The following is a 22,418-nucleotide window of genomic DNA, read 5'->3' on the forward strand; positions in this document are numbered from 1 at the left end:
CTCCGATTCGATAGCCGCTGCGGCACTTTCGGATTTCAGACCAAAGGCATAGACGATGTTCAATTTATCCCCGTGGCCGCTAGGCCGCGCGCTGACGGCTGTCGCCGCCATGATCGCTTTTCCCGTTCACGCCCAGACCGCGGACGAAGCCGACGAGCGCGCGGTCGAGCGCGCCGCCGACGCGTTCGGCATCCGCATCGGTGTCGAACAGATTGGACTCTACAACGAAACCCAGGTGCGCGGATTCAATTTGCAGGATGCCGGCAACTACCGGATCGACGATGTCTATTTTGCGAAGTCGGGCGGCCTTATCGACACAGTCCTGTCGGGCGTGGTCACGCGGGTCGGTTATAACGCGCTCGACGCCGACTTTGCCGCGCCGTCTGGCGTGGTCGAATATCGGCTGCGTTCGCCCTTCGAAGCGTCCGCCGTCCATGCTGAAGTCATGCTCCGAGAATATGGCGGGCGCTCCTACGACCTTCGCCTGGCCCAGACCAGCGCCGACGGCCGCCTGGGCGGCCTGATCGGAACGCAGACGCTGCTTGGCAAAAGCTCGTCGGGCCTGTCCCCGAAATATTATCGCTTCGGCACGGTGACCGAGTGGCGTCCTGCCGAGGGCACCAGCCTGACCGGCTTTGCCTCCCTCAACATCTTCGACCTTGAGGGCTTCTTCGGCGTCAGCGCAACGGGCGCGGCGCTCCCGCCCAAAATGAAACATCCCCGCCGCTATGTCACGAGTTGGAGCGATCACGACGGCGCCGATCTCAACCTGGGCATTTTAGGATCGACACCGATTTCCGACGTCGTCGACATCAAAGGATCGCTCATCTATTCGCGCCTCGATCTCGACCGTGCCGACTTCACGCAATTGCTGATCGATGAAGACGGCGTCGGCCGCGCCGTCGGCTTTTCGAACCGTCCGCGTGACAATCAGACCTGGTCGGCATCGTTCGGCGGCGGCTGGCGTCCGGCCGAGGGGCATCGGCTGTACGCGGAACTGCGCAGCCGCCAGACGCGCAACCGCTTCGCCCCCGGCGTTTCGGTCGATCTTGGCGCTTTCAATCTTGATGGCGGCATCGCGCCGTCGCCCGAACCCGATCTACCGCCACTGCCGACGACTCTCGACGCGATCGACCAGTATAGCGGCGCCATCGGTTATGAACTGATGGCCGGGCGGCTCCGGCTGAAGGCCGGCCTCCAGAAGACGTGGCATCAGCGCGAAATCGCCGCCCCGGCTCGCCCGCGCGAGGCCAAGACGCAAAGCCCGTGGCTGTATGACGCATCGGTCGCCTTCGCGCTTACCCGCGACTGGACGGTATTCGCCAGCGCAACGCGCGGGCTGGAAGAATCGGGCGCCGCGCCGGACAATGCCGCCAACCGCAACGCCATTCTGCCCCCGGCGATTTCGACCCAGCAGGAGCTTGGCTTTCGCGGGCGCCCGTCCGAAGGGCTGACGCTGATCGGCTCGCTCTTTTCGATCAAGAAGGCCGCGCCGGGTTTCGATGCGAACAATGTCTTCGGGCTGTTCGGCCAGCTTCAGCACCGCGGCGCCGAATTGTCGCTGACAGGCAATATAACCCCGCGGCTGCGCATCGTATCGGGCGCGGTCTGGCTCGACGCCCGGCGCAGCGGCGATCCGGTCGAGACCGGCGTGTGGTCGAAAGAGGCTGTCGGCCTGCCGAAATTTCAGGCGATGACCGGCCTTACTTACTCGGTTGCCGGGATTAAAGGTCTGTCGTTCGACGGACAGATCAACCATTCGTCGAGCAGGCGCGTCTCCTCGCGGAGCGGATTGCGTACGCCGTCGCTGACCACCGCCGATGTCGGCGCGCGGTACGGATTCGAGATCGGCAAGGCCAACGTGGCACTGCGCGCACGCGTGACAAACCTGTTCAATGCCGACAGCTGGGTCGCGGCGCGCTCCGAACTGCTCGACCGCCCCAGCCGCCGCGCTTTCCGCCTGTCGCTGACAATGAACTATTGAAGCGTCGCGATCGTGCCTCGGGAGATATGAAATGAAGACGATCCTTTTATCGCTTTTGGCAATTGCCGCCCCCGTATCCGATGAGCCTGTCGAAGCAACCTGCACGCCTCTGCCGGGTGTCGAAGCGCTGGGCGATGTCCAGCGCCCCGACTTTGTGATCATGGGCGAGGCGCACGGCACCGCCGAAATCCCCGCCGCCTTCGCCGACCTTGTGTGCGCCTACGCCGCGGCGGGCACGCCGCTGACCGTCGGGCTGGAATTCCTGCCCGCCGAACAACCGGCGCTCGACGCCTATCTCGCCTCCAACGGCGACGACGGCGCAAAGGCCGCGTTGCTGGCCTCCCCCGCCTGGATGATCCGCGATGGCCGCGCCAGTCAGGCGATCTTCGGTCTGATCGAGGCTCTGCGAAAGATGAAAGCCACACACGGCGATCTAGCCGTGGTGGCGTTCGACCACCCCAGCGAAAGACCGGGAACGTCGGCGGCGCGCGAAAAGGGCATGGCGGAATTGCTGCTAGCGGCAAAACGCGAACGGTCCACCGCGCCGGTGCTCGCGCTGACCGGCAACGGTCATGCGGGGAAGAGCGAATGGACGTCGCTCGGCCCACCCTTCCCTGCCATGTCGCAGCTTCTGCCCGCCGACAAAACGCTCGCCATATCCTTTCATGTCGAGGGCGGTGCGATCTGGGCCTGCAGCCGCGAGACGCCGGAAGCGGAGGAGACATGCGGTCCCCGGCCCATCCGGGTCCAGAGCGAAAGCCGCCCGCGCGGAATCACACCGGGCAGCACCCGCAAAGGATTCGACGCCACGCTTTCGGTGGGTTCAGCTTTCACCGCATCGCCCCCGGCGAAGCCCGCGTCTTGAACTGGTCTGGCTCCGGCCGGCGCGCTCCACCGCGCATAGTGGCGGCCAACGACACCTATTCATCAGCCGACGAAGTCGTTACGCAGGGTCCGATTGACGATTTGTCCTTCGGCATGGTCCAGGCGGCAATGAACGAGATGTCTTCCATCCCGGCGCGTCCGATCGAACTTGCGATCGAACTGCCATTTCGGTTGCGAACGCTGGAGGTTACTCCGGCGGCGCTGGAGATGCGCCGGGGCGACGATGTCATGACGCTTGAGCCGCGCGTGATGCAGGTGCTTGTCGCACTCCATCGCGCCGAAGGGCGCGTGGTCAGCCGCGAAGAACTGCTGGAACTGTGCTGGGAAGGCCGGATCGTCGGTGACGATTCGCTCAACCGCAGCGTGAGCCAGCTTCGCAAGGCGCTCGCCGGCGAAGAAGGCGTGTCGGTCGATACGATCCCGCGCGTTGGCTATCGCTTGTTAGTACCGGAAAGTCCACAGACTGCCGCCGCTACACCTGAACCGCCACCGGCGCGGCCGCGGATTTCCTTCCGCGCAAAGGCCGCTGCCTCGATCGCGGTCGTGGCGATAGTCGGCGTCGCGGGCGTGCTGGCATTCCAATCCGGTGCGCCGAAACACTGGTCGGCCAGCGGCATACGCCCCTTGACACAGGAAGCCGGCATCGAAATGTTTCCCGCCATGTCGCCCGACGGGCTGGCGGTGGCCTACACCGCCGGGCGAGGCTTCTGGGAACCGCGCGACATCTATCTGCGCAACGTCAGCGTCGGCGACGCCACCCCGGTACGCCTGACCCAAACACCCAACGCCGATGAATATGCGCCTGCTTGGAGTCCCGACGGATCCCGCCTGGCCTTCCTGCGCGAAGATGCGGCAGGCGAATGTTCCGTCGTCGTCATGGCGCCGCCCAACGGTTCGGAACGCATAGTCAGCAGCTGCGCGGATGCCTATGCGGGGCTGGCCTGGCTAACCCCGAACGCGCTGGTTATCGAGAACCGGCCAGCGGGATCGCGCGCACGACGCCTCATCGCGGTCGACATTACCAGCGGACGCGCACGCGCGCTGACCAATCCACCCGCCGACATGCTCGGCGACGGCGCTCCGACGGTGTCGTCCGATGGCCGCCGGATCGCGTTTCGCCGCACCGCTGCCCTCGGCAGCGATTCCATATATGTGCTCGATACACGGACCGGAGCGACAAAAGCGCTGGCCGATGGCGGATGGAAAGCGACGGGCTTCACCTGGGCGAATGACCAGCGCACGCTGTTTTTCAGCAGCAATCGTGGCGGCGACTTTGGCCTTTGGACCATCGACACGGTACGCGGATCGGAACCGCGCCGCGTCACATTGGGGATGCTGCCGCTCGGGCGGTTGTCGGCGGATCGGCAGGGGCGATCGATTGCGGTCGAAACGGGCAGAATACAGGCATCGCTGTCGCGGATCGGTCGCGATGGCGGATCGTCAACGCCGCTCATCGCTCCCGAAGGCGTCGATTGGGATCCAGATGTCAGCGCCGATGGCGCGACGGTTTTCGCGTCCGATCGCAACGGCACCAACCAATTGTGGGTACGCCAATCCGGCGGGCGACTCCTCCGGCTGACCGATATGAATGCTAGCTATGTTTTCGCGCCGCGCTGGTCCGCCGATGGCAAGCAGGTTCTTTTTCTGGCTGTCGTTAAAGGCAAGACCGACGTCTATTCCATGCGACACGACGGCTCCGGGCTGACCCGCATCACCAGCGACGGCGCACCAAAGGGACGCGCCCTCTGGTCACCAAACCACGACCAACTTTTCTTCACCTCGGTCAGCGGTTCGGGCTGGCATCTGGTCAGGCACAACCTGCGATCGGGGCGCAGCACCCCGGTGCGCAACACGGCGGGGATTGCCATCATCGAGCGGGCAGGCGACCGCTTGTTTGCGCGGCGGATGGGCATCAACAGCATTGTCGAAATCGATACCGCATCGGGCTCCGTCCGGCCGCTGCCGACAAACATCGAAGTCGAAGCGGTCGAAAGTTGGGCGCCGCGCGCCGATGGCATTGTGCATGTGCGCGGAGCGGGTCTCACAGCCGAACTATGGCTGACGACATGGGCCGGGGCGAGCCGCCGGCTTGCGGCGCTGCGTCAGGCTCCACGTACGCCGTTCGCAATTGCCCCCGACGGCGATATCGTCACCCCGGAACTGATCGCCGGCGACCGCGACCTGATGCTGATCACCCTCGAGTGATCGTCGCGTTTCATCGGCTGCGCACCTCGATCCGCAGCTGGTAAATGCCCGGCCCTGTCCGTTCGAAACGCCCAACGACCGAAGCTTGCCAGTCATAGTCGCGCTGCGGCGTCAGCGCGGCACTGACGAGCATTGGCCGCCCGCGATGGTTCGCGGTGACGCGATAGGATACTGGGCGCAGTCCTGTGACGACCCAACCCTCGCCCGTGCTGCGCAGCCGCTTTTCGACCGGCGTGCCGCCGCCGGCGGGATGCAGCGTCACCGTCACCTCGTCCAGCGGCGTATAATCGCCGACCGCCGATTGGACGACGAGCATCCCGCCGACGCCATAGGCATCGTCGGGCGTCTGCTCGACGAAACGCAGCCGGAAATTGCGCACCGCGCCGACATTGCCGGCAAAGGGCGCGCTATTGTCGGGAACAAGGTCGACCGTCATGCGCGATCCATCGATGGTTAGCGTCGCCTTTGCGTGGGCGGTCCATACACCCGGCAGTTGGCGAAGGTCGATCCGGTAGCGCCCCTGCCGGTCGGTCCGCGCCGACCGGCTGATGCTGACCCCGCCGGGATTCGACTGATAACGCACCGTCACTTCGGCATCGGCGACCGGCCGCCCCTGCTCATCGGCAACCTGCCCCTGGACGGCGCCCTTCACGGGTGCCTGCGCCTGCACGGCGGCTGGAGCGGCGAACAGCAGGGCAACGGCGAACAGGAAACGGGACATCATGAAACCCTCGGAAATTCAACGAATGGCATAACGCTCGAAAATCGCGTCGAGTCGCCGCTCGTGCCGTTCCGACAATTCGACGCGGCGGCGCGTGAAGTCCGCGACGCGATCGGGCATATAGGCGTCGAGCGTCGCGTCGAAGGCCTTCAACTCGTCGGCGAACGCCGCATATTCGTCCTTATACGCCTGCTTGTACCCCTCGCGCATGTCGAGAAATGTCCAGTCGGTCCGGTGAACATGTGGGTCCCAGCTGTTGCGAACCTGTTTCAGCGCGCGTTCTGCATTGCGTAGCCGGATCTGCGCCGCGCGCGTTTCGGCATCGCCCAGCGGTGCGATGAAATCATCGACCAGCGGCGCCGGCTGAAATTCGGGAGACCCCAGTGGCGCGATGTAACCGTCGGCTTTTGCGGCCTCACGGGCGTGATAGCGCTGCCACGCGCGTTCGAGCGCGCGACGCGCCTCGACCACGCGGCGCACCGCATCTTCCAGCCGGGCGTGCATCACATCGTCGGGCGCATTCACGACGACGATCTGTTCGAACTCCCTCGTCAGCGTGTCGATCTCCGCGACGGCGGTCTCGATCTCGGCCAGATCCGCCGGGGCGCTCCGGCGCGACACCGCAAAAGCACGCATCGCGCCCGCATAGTGCCGCGTGGCGTCGCGATAGTCGCCAACCGCCTGCAACTGCTCGCCCTCATCGTCCGACGCGCGTTCGATCCGCCGACGCAGCCGTTCCGCGTCGTTGAGGTGCAAATCCGCCAGGATCGCATCGGGGCCTCCCGCGTCGGCCGGTTCCTCGATCTCGACGGGGACCACCGCGCCGCCGCCTCCGCTGTGGCGTGCCATCAACGCATTCATCCGCCGCACGACCGCCAGGCATTCCTCGGGGTCGCTTTCAGCCAGCTCCGATGCTTCGTCATATAGCGCCTGAAGCTCGTCCGGTACCTGATACGGCACGTCGCCGGGCAGCTGCGACACTGCTTCTGCCGCTGACTGGAGCGGGTCTTCGCACGCGCGCGCCATCGCACTCGCCGGCACCAGCGCAAACGAAACGGCGGTGGCCACAAGGCCGTACCGGCTTATCAGCATCGCCGCGATACCCGTTCCGTCAGGCCGCCTCGGCGGGGCAGGCCGGTGATACGAACTCCCCCACCTGACGCGTACGAATGACGTGCGTTTCGCCATTCAGCTCCATTTCCATCGTGCCTTCGACATCGAAGGATTCCTTCTGGAACGTCCCCTCGATATTAAGTCGGCTGCCCGACGGATGCCGCGCCGCGACCTCGATCATGCCGCCCGACATGCGGTTGGTGTCGACCGTCCAGCCGTCCTCGATCGTGCCCGGCACGGCAAAACGCCCCGCCGCGACGTCCGCCGCGCCGATACACCGTTCGTCTTGATGATCGACGTCGCCGGTCTGGACGACGCGGTACAGGCCTGCGCGCAGCGGTTCACCGCTCGCGCTCAGCGTCGATCGCTCGCTCGCGTCATCGTTCTTGGCCGTGCTGCACCCGGCCAGCAACAGAACACCGCCTACGATCAACAGGGCCTTGGATGGCTTCAGCATTTCGGCTTTTCTGCCGGCGGAGCCATGCGATTGGTGGCATCGGCGACGTCGATCGCGGTGTTCGCGGCCGAATTGACAAGCGCACCGCCCGTGCCCGCCTTGCCCGCGACAACGCTGACGAGACCCGAACTGCGCGCCGCCCGCAGCAGTCCGCCCAAGCCCTTCTTTTTCTTCTTGCACGCCTTGGGCGGGGCGACTTGCTCGGGCGCCGCAGCCGTCGCCGGTTGCTCGTCGGTGGGGGTCGCAGCCGAAGCAGGTGCGACAAGGGCAAGTGCGGGCAGAGCTACCCAGAATACAGGTTTCATTGCTATCTCCTGTGATGATCGGGATCAGCGGACGGCGGTACATCAAGCCCTACCAGTCACGCCGGACGGGTCTCGCCTGCCCTGCCCGGCCGCGCGACATAAGCACGTGCGCGACGAACGGCGGAACGATGCGACGAGCGGGCGAACAAAGAAGCCCCGGCCGCACCTGGGTGCGACCGGGGTCAAGGGCCGGGACGTCGAACCAGACGCGCCGGCGACGGAAAAGGGTGATCAGAACCGGATCGACAGGCCGCCGGAGAAAGTTCCGCGATCATTGTTCGCAAGGTCGCGGCTATAGCCGACATTGACCCGCACCGACGGCGCCAGATCGATCGACGCGCCCGCGGCAAGATTGGCCGCGCTGCGGTCGAGCCGCGCGCCGTCGACGCGCATTCCCGCACCCGGCGCACCCGTGAAGCCGCCGGTCGCACTGGCCGACATGCCGTCGAGCGCGAAGCGATAGCCCATCTCGATATAGGGCGTAAAAGCCGTGCCGCCCGCATCCATAGTCGACGAGAGCTGCAACGCGACGTCGCCATAAAGGCCGCGCATACGCTTTTCGTCGATCGACAGGGCAAAGGCACCCGCACCGCTTTCGACCACCGTATCGCGCTTGGTATCAACATAAGTCAGGCCCACGCGCGGCGCGAACCGAATGTCGCCCAGCGCCACGCCATAATCGACGGTCAGGTCGGCAACCCAGCTGTCGAGGTCGTAACGGCCGACCGCGTCGGACGAGGGCGCGGCGAGCAGCGAGCGGGTCGTCGTCGCATCCGAACCGACGCGCGCAATCATCGCGTGCATCCCCAACCCGCCAAGCCGCGCATTGGCATAGGCGCCGATCGCGAAGCCGTCGGCCTTTGTCCTGGCGCCCAGCGCACCCAGGCTCTGCCGCGTGTCGAGCGAGCCGATGAACAGGCCGGCCTGGCTGTTTTCATCGAAACCATAGCCGATGCCGCCATAGACGCCGTCGGTGCTGCTGTGTCCGCCCGATGCGCCGGTCCGCGCGCTTCCGCGCAGCTTGCCGTCGCCCATCGCCGCTTGCCCAAACAGGAACAGGCCATCGCGCTTCGGCGCAAAGGCGACCATCTGGCGCGTGCTCGCCGACAGCGTCAGCGCCGCATCGGCACCGATATGGAGCGCGGAGGCATAGGCTTCACCCGTGAGCTGTGCAAAGGCGGTCTGGTTCGCACGGCCCTCGGCATCGGTCAGCACGTTCAGCGCGTCGGTATAGGCCTGCACGCCATAACCGCCGCGCAGCACCTGGTTCGAATAATCGATGCTGGTCCGCACGTTCGACGGATAGTCGGCGTCATTTTCGAACTCGCTGCGGATTTGCAGGCGGTTGCCGTTCTGGACGACGAAGCCAAAGATCGTGGCGGACTTGTTGATCGTGGTGAAGCGACCCTCGATCCCGCCTTCGGCCACGACTAGGTCGAGCAGCTCGCCCGGTGCCCCTTGCAGCACGCCGGTGATGTCGACCGCCGCACCCTGTTCGATCGTCATCGTCCCCGAAATGTTCAAGAGGTCGCTGACCGTCGGCGTCAGTTCAAGGAGCAGGTTCGATCCGGTGCGGAACATCACATCGCCATTCACCATCATCGTGCCGGGCGACGCGCCCGGTGACAGCGTGCCGCGCACGTCGATATCGGCATTGACGATGCCCGCCGACCCGAAGGTCGCGCCCGTCCCGACAAGGATTGCCGACGATGAGGTGATCGTCGTGCCCGCCTGACCGATCAGGCGGCCGCCGGTGATCGAAATGCCGTCCCAGCTCGTATCGTCGGTGAGTGACACCACGCCGCCACTGACCGCGAGCCTTTCGAAGTCGGACACTTCGTCGCCGCTGAATGCGAGCGGGTTCTCATAGGTCGATGTCGTGCGAAGCTCGATCGTGTCGCTCCCAGCCCCGCCCGAATAGCTGTTGGCCGGATCGAAATTGGCGAGGATCAAACGGTCGTCGCCTGCGCCCAGATCGACATCGCCGACAAGCGAGCCCAGCACCGCGAGCGTGTCGCTACCCGCTCCGCCGATCACCGGCGCGGTCAGCGTCGTTCCCGCGACGATCGTCGTCTGCCCGCCGTCGATCGACACCGAGTCAAAGGCCGAGTCGAGATCGATCCGCAATTCCCCCGCCCCCGAGCTTGCGAGCCGCTCGAAATTGGTCGCGCCGACCGACGACAGCGTGCGCACCGTTCCTTCGCCTTGGTTGAGCTGGAGCAGGTCGTCGCCGTCGCCGCCGTCAACTCCGCCGACAACGGTCGCGCCGCTGGCGAGAAGGAAGCGGTTGTCGCCGGACCCGAAGGTGACGCCCTCGACCGACGTCAGGCTGCTGCCCGCTCCGACCTCGAGCGCGCCGTCGATGCCGACGGTCTGGAAGCTATAGGCGCCACCGAGCAGCGCCAGCGTGCCCGGCCCCTCGGACTCCAGATCCTCGAAATTCTGGATCTGCGATGCGATGACCGTGCGGCTTTCGTCGTCGCCCGACTGGATACGGAGCAGGTCGCGGCCTTCGCCACCGTTGACCGTGCCGTCGAACGCCGCGCCCGACGCGATGATCAGCTCATTGTCCGATCCGTCGAAATTGACCGTCTGTCCGGCGCCCAGATTGCCGAGCGTCAGCTGGGCCTCGCCCGAAATGTTGGCGACCTCGAACCCGTTCATACCGTTGATCGTCGATGCGTTGGTGAGCGTCAGATTGAGCGTGTCGTTGCCCGCCCCACCGTCGAGCGCGCCCGACAGCACACCCGCCAGCGTCAGGTTCAGCACATCGTCACCGCCGCCGAGATTCACGCCGCCCGCCAGCGTGCCCGTTACAGTCACGACATTGTTGCTGTCGTCGCCGACGATATTCTGGATCGTGCCCGTGCCGTCGTTGAGGATCAGGTTCGCGCCGTCGAGCAGTTCGATGGTGTCGATGTCCTGGTCGAGCGTGACGTTGATCGTTCCCTGCCCGCGCGCGGCATAGGATTCGAACCCGGTCAGCCCGCTCGGCAGATTGCCCGTGTCGCCGGCAAGCAGGAATTCGAACGTGTCGATGCCCTCGCCGCCGTCGAGCAGGCCCTCGATGACGCTGCCTGCGCGCGCGACATAGCGGTCATTGCCCGCGCCCAGCAGTACGTCACCCTGGATCGTGCCCGAATTGACGACGATGTCGTCGCCCGCCCCCAGATCGACGCTGCCCGCGATCGTGCCATTGTTGGTGATGCGTTCGGCCCCGTCGCTGCCGGTGAAGGTTACACCGCCCTGGCTGCTGACCGTGTCGCCCGCATCGACCTGAACCGAAATATTGGCAAGGCCGACGGTATCGACGTCAAAATCGCCGACGATCGACAGGATTCCGGTGCCCTGCTGCGCGCCCGCCAGCCCTTCGATCCGCTCGAACTGGCGATATTTGGCAGCGTGGAGCCGACCATTTTCGCTGCCGCTGCCGTCGATCAGCAGCGTATCGGTGCCGTCGCCGCCGAAAGCCGTTCCGGTCAGCGTCCCGCCGAGCGCGAAAACATAGGTGTCATCGCCCTCGCCCATCCGCACATCGCCCTCGACCGTGCCGCGATTCTCGAAGCGGTCGTCGCCATCGGCTAGGTCGATATTGCCGATGATATTGCCTTCGTTGACGATCTCATCGGTGGTGCCATAGGTCTGGATGGCACTCGCCACGGTGCGATCCAGATCGGCGTCCGTGAGCGCCGACGGCATGTCCATCGCGGTTCGACGCACGCTTTCGTTGCGTGGCAAAACCGTATCGGTGCCGCTGCTGCGGATCGTGCCGCTGTTCGTCATGCGAAAGTGGGCGCGCCCCGCGCCGTCGGGATTGTCGGCGTGGACCAGCACGGCAACCGACCCGGCACCCGTCGCATCGATCGCTCCCTCGTTGTCCAGTTCGACGATAGCATTGTCGCCGCGCAGATGGGCGCCAAAGCCATAGGCAAGCCCGGTACCGCCATCGATCCCCGTGCTGCCCCCATTCGCGCGAATCATGCCGCTGTTGCGAACCGACGCCACGGTTTCGGGGTCGCTACCCGATGCGCTGCCGTTGGCAATGAGTGTCAGGCCGCTGCCGCCCGCGCCGCTGCCTTCGATCGTGCCGCTGTTGTCGATGTCGATCGACATCGCCTCGATCCGCGCGCCGCCGTCGGTGCGGCTTTGCGCGCTGATCTCGCCGTCATTGTCGAGTTCGACCCGCGCGCGCGAACGGACGTTGAGCGCAATTGCGGAATCGTTGCGTGCGTCACCCGCCAGATTGCGGATGCGCCCATCGGCACCATTCGAAATGCGCGCGATATGATCGCCCTTATCGAGGAAGATGTTGACCGTGTTCGATGTGACCGAGGTCGATTCGATGTCGCCGGTGTTGACGAAATTCAGCTCGTCACCGCTCGCATCTTCGTCGGCGTCGATCGTGACGCCGAACGCACCGGCGAGCCGGCCTTCGTTGCGGATGGTGCCGCCGGCGCTTTCAGACCATAGCGCATAGTTGGCGGCGGTCACGTTGCCGCGATTGACGAAGGTGCCGTTGCCCGCGACATTCGCGATGTCGCGGATGAACACGCCGTAATTGACGCCCACAACCGTGATGTCGGCGTCGTTGACGACGGTGCCGTCGCCGATGATGTGCAGGCCGTTCTCAAGCGCGCCCTCGGCCGTCACAGTAACGACCGTATCGGTCCCTGCCGCCTCAATGCCGTGCATTTCGAAGCCGGTGCGGCCATTGGCGTTGAGTGAGCCGTTCGCCAGGGCAATGGTACCGCTCTCGGAAAAGGAGCGCCCATAGGCGTCGTGATCGCCATCGCCGCCATCGATCGCGCCGGTCACCGCGCCATTCCCCTTGTCCAGATAGATGTCGTTGCCGCCGCCAAGGTCGATATCGCCGACGATCTGACCCTCGTTCACAATTACGTCGGTGCCGCTCACCCCCTGATAGGCTGTCGTGCTCGTGCCCGTGCTTTCGAACGCGCTACCGACACGGATCAATCCCTGCGCTCCGTTGCGCAACACGGTGGTCGAAGTGATCCCCTGAACCTGCACGGCAGCGCCGAACAGGCTGGAGATTTCGCCGTCATTCCGGATCAGCGTATCGCCGCGCGTGAAGATCGCGTCGCCCGACGCCTGAATCTTGCCGACCTGGCCGCCGTTGCGCCGGTTGACGATTGTCGCGTCGGTTGCATCGATCGCGTTCGCGTTGGTGCCGCCCGCGGCGCGCGTGTTGATGCCGGAGATCGTGCCAAGATTATCGACCGAACTGCTGGTGCGGATCGCCGCCGATCCCGGGGCAGTGGTCAGCGAGGTTTCGCGAATCTGAACGGTAGAGCCGGCCTCCAGATATACAGTCGCGTTACCCGCGTTGAGGGCCGTTCCGCTCGTCGTGCTCACCGTAGCATTGCTCACGACGCCCACGGTGCCCGCGTTGCGAGCGTCGATCAGCGCATACTCACTGTTCGCCTGTCCGCTCTGATTTGCTCGAATGACAAGGTCGATTTTTCCGTCGCCCCCTTCGCCAAGCCCTCGCGATGTCGAGACGTCACGAACCACGATGGCCGATCGACCTGGCGTGCCTGTCGTATTGACCACCGCATCGACATAAATCGTGCCGTCGCCGCCCAGGTTGAGCGTTTGCTCCATCTCGTTGTTCACGCCTGCTTCCGGTGCGGTGAGCGTCAGGATCGAATCATTGCCCGACGCTTCGTACCCAACCGAGCCAAACTCCTGCCCATTCTGGAGTCGCGCAGTGCCTTCGAAGACGCTGGCGGTCGCCTCGCCTTTCGCTAGGAGCCACAATTCGTCAACCGCGCCGAAAATCGTCAAGTCGCCGGTCAGCAGTTCCGGGCTCGTCGGCGTCGCGCCCAGATTGACGTCGCCCGTCGCCGAGTCCAGGCGCCCGCCGTCAAGGCCCAGGATGACGCGCGTTCCTGCGGCGCTCGTCGCAACATCGCCCTGCTGCGTCTGGCCTTCGGGTAAATAAACAAACTCATCCACCGTCTGCGCCTGTGCCGCCGAAGCCAGGATGATCGATATACCGGCGGCGCTCGCCAGCAACGACGTGCGGCTGGGCGCGCAGGAGACGCGGGGACGGGCGATGCGGGGGTGGGTGAGTTTCACGGGTGGGGACCTTTTCAATGACCTGAATGGTTGCCGGAGCGCGCACACGGCACGCTCCGGCATCACCACGCGACCGGGGAGTCCACATGGCGCACGGCGCATTGGCCGACCGACACCGCTACCGGGATAGGCGCCGCGACCAATGGCGTACTCACGCGATCAATGGTCGCACCTCATCGAAAAAGAATCATGATTTGAACGCGATATATCGTCAGAAAATCAGCCGGCCATCAGGCCGCCATCATGGCTTTTGCGGCGCCGGCAATCCAAACCGCCACCCGTCATTGAACAGCGACGGGCACCATGATTCAGCCATTTGCCGATTCCCATAAGTCAAAGCGCGCCGACGTGTCCGCCGCGGCGCATCCGTTGGTCTTCGCCATCTGGATCGCAAGCTATCTGGCGATCGACCTGATCATGTGGGCCGGTGGACGATCCACGCTGGTCAGCAATATCGTCATCAGCCTCCCGATGATGCTCACCGCTCCGCTCCTGACACTGGCGCTCGAATGGCTCCGGCGGCGGCTGCTGTTCGCCTTCGGCGCCATTCCGACGACGGTCGCCCTGATTCCGGCCGCTGTCGGCGCCGCGATGGTACAGGGATTGGTCGATTATTCCTCCGTCCGCGTTGCGGCGGCGATGCTGTTTCCCGACTGGCAGGCCTATGTCCCGACCGAGCACCGACAGTTCGGCTTCGGAATTTATGTCTATACGCTGCATTTCCTGTGCTGCCTGCTCGCCCTGACGCTCCTTCAGGCCCGGCATTCGGTCGAAGTCGCGGCCCGGCGGCATGACGAGGCGCTGGGCGCTCGGCGCCGCGCGGAGGCACAGGCGCTGCGCCTTCAGCTCAATCCGCATTTCCTGTTCAACGCGCTCAATTCGATCGCGGCGCTGGTCGCGACAGGGGGAAACCGCGTCGCCGATGCGATGATCTGCCGCCTCAGCGACTTCATGCGCGCGACGATGATGGGGGCCGCGGAAAGCGACGTCAGCCTGGCGAACGAAATCGCGACCACCGAATCCTATCTGGCCATCGAACGGCTGCGCTTCGGCGATCGCCTGACCTTTGCTTTCAGCGTCGCGCCCGATGCGTGGGACGCCACCACCCCGCCGCTCATCCTTCAGCCGCTGGCCGAAAATGCCGTCAAACATGGCCTCGCGGCCCCGCACACCGCCATTCATGTCCAGACCGACGTCAAACGAACGGGCGACATGCTCGCCATTACGGTCACCGACCGGCGCGTCGCCATGGGCGCCGATACGCCTCGGATCGCCCCCGACAGCACCGGGGTGGGCCTGGCCAATGTTCGGGATCGTGTGGCCTTGTTCGGTGCCGGCCGCGGGCATGTGGAAACCGAAGTCCTCGCCGACGGCTTTTGCGTCCGACTGGTCATTCCTTACCGGCGTTTCGCCGCACCTGCGGGGACCCCGCAATGAAAGGGCGCATCGAACGGCCGCTGGATATTGTCGCGATCGACGACGAACCGCTCGCACTCGCGCGGCTGGCGCTGCTCGTTGGCGATATCCCGGGCACCCGCCTGATCGGGTCGAGCGGCGATCCCGACGCTGCGCTGGCCTTCATCGCGGAGCGGCAGCCCGACATCGTCCTGCTCGATATCGAAATGCCGGGGACAAACGGGCTCGAGCTGGCGACGAAGCTGCTCCATATGGAGGGCTATCGCCCGTTCGTCATTTTCGTGACCGCGTTCGAACAACATGCCGTGACGGCGTTTCAGGCCCAGGCGATCGATTATGTTCTGAAGCCGGTAACCCATGCGCGGCTCGAACAGGCCATCGCGCGTGTCGGCACACTGGTGCAACACCAGCGCCGGTCGGCCGAGGCCCGCGACTATGAACGGCGCCTCGAGGAAATGCGCATATCGTCGGAGCCGCCGCACGATCTGCGCGACCGCGAAGAGATCTGGGCGATGCGGGGAAGCGAGTTCGTGCGGCTGCGCACCGGCGACATCGAGCGCGCCGAATCGGAACGCGACTATGTCCATATCCACAACGCCGAACGCGCGTTTCTTCTCCGAACCACGCTCGGCGCGCTGCACGACCGATTGGGGCATGACCGCTATGTTCGCGTTCGCCGTTCGGCGATCGTCCGGCTCGATCGCATCAGCGCCGTCCGCAACCGCGGATATGGCGATATTCAGATCCTGCTCCGGTCGGGCGCCACGGTGCAGGTCGGACGCACCTATCTGAAACCGCTTCGGCAGCGATTGATCGGCATAGGTCCGGCCGAACGGTTGACCCTGATGAACGCCTGACTCGCTTCGGCGACGCTGCGGCCGTTTACGGATCGAACCCGCGCCGTTCGTCGGATGGTCGCAGCGTTCGTCGCAAACCCGCTTGTCAACCGCCGTGCCCCGACCTGTTGCACATCCGCGGGAGCCCGTCCGGTATTCGCTCTCAAGGACGAAAGGCAGCAGCGTGAACGGTTTGATAGGTTTGGGAGGAACGCTGGCAGTGCTCCTGCTGGTGGGACTGGTGGTCGGCTATGCCGATCGTCGGCGGTTTTCCTTACGCTGGCTTCTGGTCGCGGCCCTGCTCGTGGCGCTCAACGATTTGCTTCTGACCCGCGCCTATGGGCTGCTTCCCGAAATGATCGGCGGATCGTGGAACTGGCAGGGCAAGCTGCTCGCCCTTTGCGCAACGCTCGCCATCGCTTCGTTGCCGGCCTTCGGCTGGCGCCGTGCCGGCTTTACGCTTTCGCAGGAACCGGGGAGTCTGCGAGCCGCAATGCCGGTCGCAGCCCTTTATTGCGCCTTTTTCGTCGCCATCGCGCTTGCCTTCCCCGGCGGGCCCGCGGACGTGGAAACCGCCGCGTTTCAGCTGACCATGCCGGGTATCGAGGAAGAACTCTTCTATCGCGGCATATTGCTGCTCGCTCTCGACCAGGCGTTTCGGGGCCGAAAACGGTTTCTTGGTGTCGACTGGGGCTGGGGCGCCGTGCTTTCCTGTATGTTGTTCGGGATGGCGCACGCTTTCGGATATTCGGACGGGCAATTCTCGTTCGACGCGATCATAATGGCGCTGACGGCGGTTCCCGCGTTCCTTGCGGTCTGGTTGCGTCGGCGGACAGGAAGCTTGCTTTTGCCCGTCCTCCTTCACAACTTCGGCAACTCTTTCTCCTTGCTCGCCTGATGGCGATGTCGAAAGTCGCGGCGCTATGATCCTGTCTTTCCTGTCCGCCCTGTTCGTCCAGCCCGCCGCCGATGCGCCGCTCCTTGTCGCATCCTACCACTACCCCGGTGTCGACCGCCGCGCCGCGCTCGCCCCCCTGGCCGATCGCGTCGAACGGGCCGCAAAACGGCCGGTGCGGATCGAATTGTTCGAAAATCCGGATGCGCTGTCGCAGGCAGTTTGCGACGGTCGGGTCGACGTGGCGATGACCAATCTCGGCGCCTATGTCACGATGCGCGATTGTCCTGCCGTCACCGCTGTCGCGGTGCTCGACGTTCCGCCCGAAATACTTGAAAAATATCGCGGCGTGCTGCTCACGCGCGCCGATACCGGTATCGCCAGCCTTGGCGACCTTGTCGCAAAGGCGGCCGATATTCGATACAGCGAAGTCTTGCCCGGATCGACGTCGGGTGCGCTTGTCCAGGCGGCGGAATTGCGCACGCTTGGCATCTCGCCCGCCCGCTTTGCCGAAACGCGCCGTTCGGGCACCCATGATGCCGCGCTTCAGGATTTGCTGACCGGGCGGGCCGATCTTGCGGCATCGGCCGAAGAGCCATGGCGCAAGCTGCAAGCGGCGCAGCCCGCACGCGCCGCCACGCTGCGCCTGCTGTGGCGCTCAGCGCCCTTGCCGCCCGGCCCGGTCGTGTGCCGTGAGGCGGCCGCCGTGCCTTGTGCCGCAATCCGTGAGGCTCTCCTGGCCGATGACGCCGCCGGCGCCGCGCGCGCTCTGTCCGTGGGCTGGATCGAAACGCGCGGATCCGAAAGGTTCCGCGCTTATGACGAGGCGACATACGCACCGTTCGAACCGGGCGCAGCGTGACGGCCATGCCGCCGTCGGCGATCGCAAAGCGATCCGGGCCTTTGCGCTGACAGCGAAATGATGCCGGGGAACGCGCGGAACCGCGCTCCCCGGCATCGCCACTCAAGCGGGACTGCTTATTGGCACCCACGGATATGACCGCCCTCGACCGGCAAGGGGACCGGCGCCGCGACAAATGGCCCGCTCATGCGACCAAGGCGCGCGGTTCGCTGCATCGAGGCAAGGATGCGGAGAAACGCCCGCCATTCGTCACCCGGCTCGTGCGTTCGTCGCGGACCTCGTTGCCGTTTTCATGGCGTCGAGCTTGGCATTTCGATCGATCATGTAATGGACGCCCCATGCCCCTTTCTTCCCGCACCCAGCTTCTCGTCAGCCTGACCCTGCCGTTCTCCGCTGCGGCGCAGACGCTCCCTCCCACCCCGAACCAGGCGGCGGCGGAGTCGCGGCGCGAGATCGAAAACAGCCGGCGCGAAGCGCGCGAGAATCTGGAGCGCGGCAGGCGCGGCGAAATCGACCCGCGCGAAATCCGGCGCGCCCGCGAAGCGGGCCCGGCCGGAAGCTCGGCCGTGCCGCCCGAAGTCATCGCGCGCTGGCAGGCCACGTCGCCGCAGCAGCTGGGCACCGACCGCGATTTCGTGCGCGCGATGCAGAATGAAGATCCCGCCGCCCTCGCCCATTGGGAAGGCGTGCTGATGGAAATGAACCGCGATCTGCGCGACGACGCGAGATCGCGCCGGTGGCTGGGTGGCCCGGTCCTTATCCCCGATCAGGACACGGTGCATATCACGGTCGGCGAGCGTCCCAACCAACCGCCAGCGCGCAGAGGCGTGAAGCGCAAGTCTGCCGAAGAAAAGCATCAGGACGACACGCCGCGCAGGAAACGCAATCCGATTCAGGAACGCGAGGCGCTGGAACGCGACCGGCGCGAGGCGGGCCGCCAATATGCCGACGCCATGCGGCGGCGCGACGAAAATCCGGGCAATCAGGAGCTGATCCGGTTGGCCGAGCGCGAAGCGACAAGGGTTCGGCTCGCCGAAGAAGGCTATCAGGCGTTCCTACGCGAAAACGCACCCGACGAATATCGGGCGCGCCAGCAGCAGCTCGAAACGATCGATTGGCGAATGGCCAACCCGCGCCTGCTCGATCCGTCGCAACTGCCGCGCCGCGACGATCCCGCACAGCGCCCGAAGTCCCCGCCGCTTTCCGAATATGAGGGGCGTCTGGGTACCAATCCCGACCATCGACTGCGCGGGACGCCCGAAGGCGGCGAAGGCCCCGTCCTCCCCCCTCGCGCCAATACACAGCCCGCTCCGCAGCGACCCAAAAGCCCCCAGCTCCAGGAATATCGCCCGCCTGCTGGGGATTAGAGCGGGGTGTGTTAAATCGGCTTCACTGCCCCAAAGCCGTTCGTGCTGAGCTTGTCGAAGCACCGTCCTTTTCTTCGGCGTTAGAAAGAAAGAACGGCCCTTCGACAAGCTCAGGCCGAACGGCTGTTATTCGACGCTCGACGCTCTGGCGCGCTGACGACCGCCTTCGTTGCAGCCGCTCAATGTGCCTAGGACAAAAAAGGGGGCGGGTTCGCGAGAACCCGCCCCCTTCCCGCTTCGGCGTGACGTATCAGAAGCGGAAATTGGCACCGATCGTGAAGGCGCGGCCGAACAGGTCAAACGCGTCGCCCGTCTCAAGCCCCGTCGGCGTCCCGAAAGGGGTTCCCGGGAGGTAGGGGGGCTGGGTGTCGAACACATTGTCGATGCCGAAATAGAAGCTGTACCTGTCATCGATCTCGTACCTGACCTGCAGGTCGTGCAGCCAATAATCGTCGATCTTGTTCAGCGCGAGGATGTCGGGATTGTTGCTGGTAAAGTTCAGCACATAATCGCCCCCGCTCATGAACTTGGTCTGCCAGCTGAAGGTGACATCATCGACGGAATAAGCGGCCCGGCCGGTGAAACGATGGCGCGAGAAAGCCTGCCCGAACGTGCCGGCGGCGTCCTCGACCGGCGCGACCGGATCGGCCTGCGTCGAATTTTCGATCAGGTAGGTATAGTTCGCCGTGATCGACAGCCGGTCGTCGGGCGCGATGCCCAGCGCGGTCCAGTAACGCAGGCCGAAGTCGATGCCGCTGTTCTTGTATCCGGCGACATTGATCAGCTGGCCGTCGACCCGCGTCACCCGGCCCGTGTTCGCATTGCGCACGACATTGTCACAATAGAGCGGCAGGTTGGTCAGCAGGCACTGCTGGATCGAATAGGTGCGATCGATCGTGTTGATCGCCCGGTCGATGGCGATGTCGTAATAATCGACCGTCAGCGACAGGTTGGGCACCTGCACCGGCGTGATCACCGCGCCGATCGTGAAGGTTCGCGCCTTCTCTTCCTGCAAGTCCAGGTTTCCGCCCTGGAAACCGTTGATTCCCTGCAAGTCGGCGAGCGTATATTCAAATATGCCGTTCGCCGCGATCGCAGCCTGAATGGCCGGGACCGCGCGGCAGGCCGCCGCATATTCGTTCGACGTCGATGCCGTCACACCATTGCAGGGATCGGCCACCGACGCGAAAGTTTCGGATGGCTGGCTGAACAGTTCAGATGTGTTCGGCGCGCGGTTCGCTTCGGCATAGACGCCGCGCAGGCGCAGCCCTTCGAACGGCTGAAGCTCGGCACCGACATTCCAGCTCAGCACGCTGCCGACGGTCGAATAATCGGACAGGCGCGCCGCCGCGATCAGGCCGAAATGGTCGACGAAGCTGTCACGGATCAGCGGGACATTCACTTCGCCATAGATTTCCTTGACCGAATAGCTACCGACAAGGTCCGGCGTCTGGTTGCCCGAATTGCCGCCCGTGTTGGTCAGCGTATCCCAGTCGCTGACCGATTTTTCCTTGCGATATTCAAAGCCAACTGCAAATCCGACATCGCCCGCGCCCAGATCGAACGGCGTGCCGCTGATCGTTGCGGTCGCCACATGCTGCTGGTTCGTGATCTCCTGCGACTTGGGGATAACGGCCTGGACATAGGCCGCCGCGCGCGGATCCACCGTGTCATAGCCAAAGAGGTTGATCGGAATACAACCCTCGGCGCGCGCCGCCGCGTCGGCGCAGACGATGTCGATGCCCAGAACATCGCCCGGCCCCACCCGGACCGCATTCAGAGCGTTGCGATAGCGGCGGTTGTCGATATCCTCGCTGGCGTTGTAATCGTTCATATAGCCATAGACATAGCTGGCTTCATATTTGAACCGCGACCCCAGCTCGCCGCGAATGCCCGCAACCGCGCGCCAGGTGTCGCGCCGCACGACGTTGCTGCGGTCAAAAACATCGTTCTGGCGGCGCCGGAACTGGATCGCGGCCACATCATTGTCGGGGTCGGCGTCGCTGTTGCGCGCCGCGATCGCCGCCGCAACCTCGGCGGGAATGAAGGGGTTGGTGATCGACATACCCAGGTCGTCGGCGCCGGTGTAGACGTCGGTCCATTCAAGTGCAAAGGGCTCGATCCGGCTGTTTGAACGAACCCGGCCATAGGTCAGCTCGCCGAACAGCTTCGCGCCGTCGGCAATCTCGAAATTGGCGATGGCCGAGGCAAGATAGCGTTCAACCGGCACCGAAATATAGCGGTCGTTGTTGCGGTTGTAACCCGAACCGGTCGGAAAACCGGCCACCACATCGTTCTCACGATCGAAGGTGAACAGGCTACCGCCCTGATAGGCGTTGTTGGCGACGCCGTCGGCATCGACAAGATTGAACCAGCCCTGCGACGCATAGCTGCTGTACGAGGCGGGGCCGCAGATCAGGCCCGCGCAATCCTGCGCCGATCGCGCACGCTTGCGCGACAGCAGCCCGTCGTCGCGGTCATAGGTGAAGTTCACCAGAATGTTGCCGCGATCATCGGCGCCAAAGCTGGTGCCAGCGGTAAAGCTCGTCATAAAGCGCGCATTGTCGCCCCGCCCGGTAAGGCCCGCCTGACCGCGGATGGAAACCCCCTCGAACCGGTCCTTCAGGATGAAGTTCACGACGCCTGCGACGGCATCGGACCCATAGACCGCCGACGATCCGCCGGTTACGATCTCGACGCGTTCGACGAAATCGGTGGGGATATTGTTGACGTCGACTGCCGAATCGCCCGGAAGCCCGCCGACCATGCGGCGACCATTGACCAGCACAAGCGTCCGCGAATCCCCCAGCCCTCTGAGGTCGATCGTCGCCACCCCGGTCCCGGAAATCAGAAAGTTCGAATTGGCGCGCGTCAGGCCGATCGCCACCTGCGGCATTTCATTCAGCGTGTCCTGAATATTCTGCGCCGCGTCATATTGCAGATCGGTGTTGCTCACGACCGACAGGGGAACCGGGGCATCCACATCCTGCCGCGCGATCCGTGATCCGGTAACGACGATGGCCTCCCCCTCGCTGGCGCCGTCGCCCGCCACTTCCTGCGCTGCTGCCGATCCCGAAAACAGCGCCATCCCAATGGCAAAGGACGCGGCGCCCGTACCCAGCAGGCGCCCGCGAACATTCTTTTTCATGTCATGCACTCCCTGTAGAAAGCCCATGGCGCCCGAGCGAATTCGCTTCCCTTGGCGCGCATGGCGATCGCCCGCGATCTGCGGACGTGCGCGCAGCCTTAGGAATGTTCTTCGATTGTCAGAGA

General features: G+C 64.7%; 14 protein-coding genes. 8 read left to right on the forward strand and 6 right to left on the reverse strand.

Annotation, left to right across the window (positions count from 1 at the left end; translation table 11 throughout):
• Nucleotides 1-55 precede the first annotated feature (55 nt).
• The 3 genes from E5675_RS15350 to E5675_RS15355 all read left to right on the forward strand — a co-directional run bounded on the left by E5675_RS15350 (nt 56) and on the right by E5675_RS15355 (nt 5,074).
• Nucleotides 56-1,984, forward strand: coding sequence for a TonB-dependent receptor (locus tag E5675_RS15350; protein WP_136175291.1), 1,929 nt, complete (start codon nt 56-58; stop codon nt 1,982-1,984).
• A 31-nt stretch (nt 1,985-2,015) separates the two neighbouring features.
• On the forward strand, nt 2,016-2,849 hold the full coding sequence (locus E5675_RS21770; RefSeq protein ID WP_247594638.1) for a hypothetical protein: 834 nt from the start codon (nt 2,016-2,018) through the stop codon (nt 2,847-2,849).
• Nucleotides 2,850-3,118: 269 nt separating this feature from the next.
• A complete protein-coding gene (locus tag E5675_RS15355) occupies nt 3,119-5,074 on the forward strand; it encodes a winged helix-turn-helix domain-containing protein (protein WP_247594895.1) in 1,956 nt (651 codons plus the stop codon).
• Between the two features lie 10 nt (nt 5,075-5,084).
• On the opposite strand, the gene E5675_RS15360 is transcribed toward E5675_RS15355, so the two are convergent.
• From E5675_RS15360 to E5675_RS15380, 5 genes are all read right to left on the reverse strand, one after another.
• Entirely contained in the window at nt 5,085-5,798 is a 714-nt protein-coding gene (locus E5675_RS15360) for a carboxypeptidase-like regulatory domain-containing protein (RefSeq protein WP_136175293.1), read from the reverse strand.
• A gap of 15 nt (nt 5,799-5,813) precedes the next feature.
• The gene (locus tag E5675_RS15365; RefSeq protein WP_168707881.1) at nt 5,814-6,887 is read right to left on the reverse strand and encodes a hypothetical protein; all 1,074 of its coding nucleotides are present in this window, start codon (nt 6,885-6,887) and stop codon (nt 5,814-5,816) included.
• Between the two features lie 19 nt (nt 6,888-6,906).
• A complete protein-coding gene (locus E5675_RS15370; protein ID WP_136175295.1) occupies nt 6,907-7,365 on the reverse strand; it encodes a hypothetical protein in 459 nt (152 codons plus the stop codon).
• Complete coding sequence (locus tag E5675_RS15375; protein ID WP_136175296.1) at nt 7,359-7,670, reverse strand: hypothetical protein; 312 nt, start codon at nt 7,668-7,670, stop codon at nt 7,359-7,361. The genes E5675_RS15370 and E5675_RS15375 overlap by 7 nt, the downstream gene beginning before the upstream one ends.
• 231 nt (nt 7,671-7,901) lie before the next feature.
• Nucleotides 7,902-13,769 (reverse strand): autotransporter outer membrane beta-barrel domain-containing protein, encoded by a 5,868-nt coding sequence (locus tag E5675_RS15380; RefSeq protein ID WP_168707882.1) that lies wholly within the window; start codon nt 13,767-13,769, stop codon nt 7,902-7,904.
• Between the two features lie 348 nt (nt 13,770-14,117).
• Here E5675_RS15380 and E5675_RS15385 point away from each other — a divergent pair, with 348 nt between their 5' ends.
• The 5 genes from E5675_RS15385 to E5675_RS15405 all read left to right on the forward strand — a co-directional run bounded on the left by E5675_RS15385 (nt 14,118) and on the right by E5675_RS15405 (nt 19,145).
• Nucleotides 14,118-15,206: a histidine kinase gene (locus E5675_RS15385; protein ID WP_168707883.1), complete on the forward strand. Its 1,089-nt coding sequence runs from the start codon at nt 14,118-14,120 to the stop codon at nt 15,204-15,206.
• Nucleotides 15,203-16,042 (forward strand): LytTR family DNA-binding domain-containing protein, encoded by an 840-nt coding sequence (locus E5675_RS15390; RefSeq protein ID WP_136175299.1) that lies wholly within the window; start codon nt 15,203-15,205, stop codon nt 16,040-16,042. The genes E5675_RS15385 and E5675_RS15390 overlap by 4 nt, the downstream gene beginning before the upstream one ends.
• A 163-nt stretch (nt 16,043-16,205) precedes the next feature.
• Nucleotides 16,206-16,919 (forward strand): CPBP family intramembrane glutamic endopeptidase, encoded by a 714-nt coding sequence (locus E5675_RS15395; RefSeq protein ID WP_136175300.1) that lies wholly within the window; start codon nt 16,206-16,208, stop codon nt 16,917-16,919.
• Nucleotides 16,920-16,944: 25 nt separating this feature from the next.
• Nucleotides 16,945-17,778 (forward strand): phosphate/phosphite/phosphonate ABC transporter substrate-binding protein, encoded by an 834-nt coding sequence (locus tag E5675_RS15400; RefSeq protein WP_136175301.1) that lies wholly within the window; start codon nt 16,945-16,947, stop codon nt 17,776-17,778.
• A gap of 338 nt (nt 17,779-18,116) precedes the next feature.
• On the forward strand, nt 18,117-19,145 hold the full coding sequence (locus E5675_RS15405; protein ID WP_136175302.1) for a hypothetical protein: 1,029 nt from the start codon (nt 18,117-18,119) through the stop codon (nt 19,143-19,145).
• 250 nt (nt 19,146-19,395) lie between these two features.
• Here E5675_RS15405 and E5675_RS15410 read toward each other — a convergent pair whose 3' ends face one another.
• The gene (locus E5675_RS15410) at nt 19,396-22,293 is read right to left on the reverse strand and encodes a TonB-dependent receptor (protein ID WP_168707884.1); all 2,898 of its coding nucleotides are present in this window, start codon (nt 22,291-22,293) and stop codon (nt 19,396-19,398) included.
• Nucleotides 22,294-22,418: the final 125 nt, after the last annotated feature.

It is taken from the genome of Sphingopyxis sp. PAMC25046 (assembly GCF_004795895.1).
Taxonomy (GTDB): Bacteria; Pseudomonadota; Alphaproteobacteria; order Sphingomonadales; family Sphingomonadaceae; genus Sphingopyxis.

Excerpts from the sequence above, each read along its gene's own strand:
- E5675_RS15350 (WP_136175291.1), top strand. The coding sequence starts at position 56 with ATGTTCAATTTATCCCCGTGGCCGCTAGGCCGCGCGCTGACGGCTGTC.
- E5675_RS21770 (WP_247594638.1), top strand. The coding sequence starts at position 2,016 with ATGAAGACGATCCTTTTATCGCTTTTGGCAATTGCCGCCCCCGTATCC.
- E5675_RS15355 (WP_247594895.1), top strand. The coding sequence starts at position 3,119 with ATGCAGGTGCTTGTCGCACTCCATCGCGCCGAAGGGCGCGTGGTCAGC.
- E5675_RS15360 (WP_136175293.1), bottom strand. The coding sequence starts at position 5,798 with ATGATGTCCCGTTTCCTGTTCGCCGTTGCCCTGCTGTTCGCCGCTCCA.
- E5675_RS15365 (WP_168707881.1), bottom strand. The coding sequence starts at position 6,887 with ATGCTGATAAGCCGGTACGGCCTTGTGGCCACCGCCGTTTCGTTTGCG.
- E5675_RS15370 (WP_136175295.1), bottom strand. The coding sequence starts at position 7,365 with ATGCTGAAGCCATCCAAGGCCCTGTTGATCGTAGGCGGTGTTCTGTTG.
- E5675_RS15375 (WP_136175296.1), bottom strand. The coding sequence starts at position 7,670 with ATGAAACCTGTATTCTGGGTAGCTCTGCCCGCACTTGCCCTTGTCGCA.
- E5675_RS15390 (WP_136175299.1), top strand. The coding sequence starts at position 15,203 with ATGAAAGGGCGCATCGAACGGCCGCTGGATATTGTCGCGATCGACGAC.
- E5675_RS15400 (WP_136175301.1), top strand. The coding sequence starts at position 16,945 with ATGATCCTGTCTTTCCTGTCCGCCCTGTTCGTCCAGCCCGCCGCCGAT.
- E5675_RS15405 (WP_136175302.1), top strand. The coding sequence starts at position 18,117 with ATGCCCCTTTCTTCCCGCACCCAGCTTCTCGTCAGCCTGACCCTGCCG.
- E5675_RS15410 (WP_168707884.1), bottom strand. The coding sequence starts at position 22,293 with ATGAAAAAGAATGTTCGCGGGCGCCTGCTGGGTACGGGCGCCGCGTCC.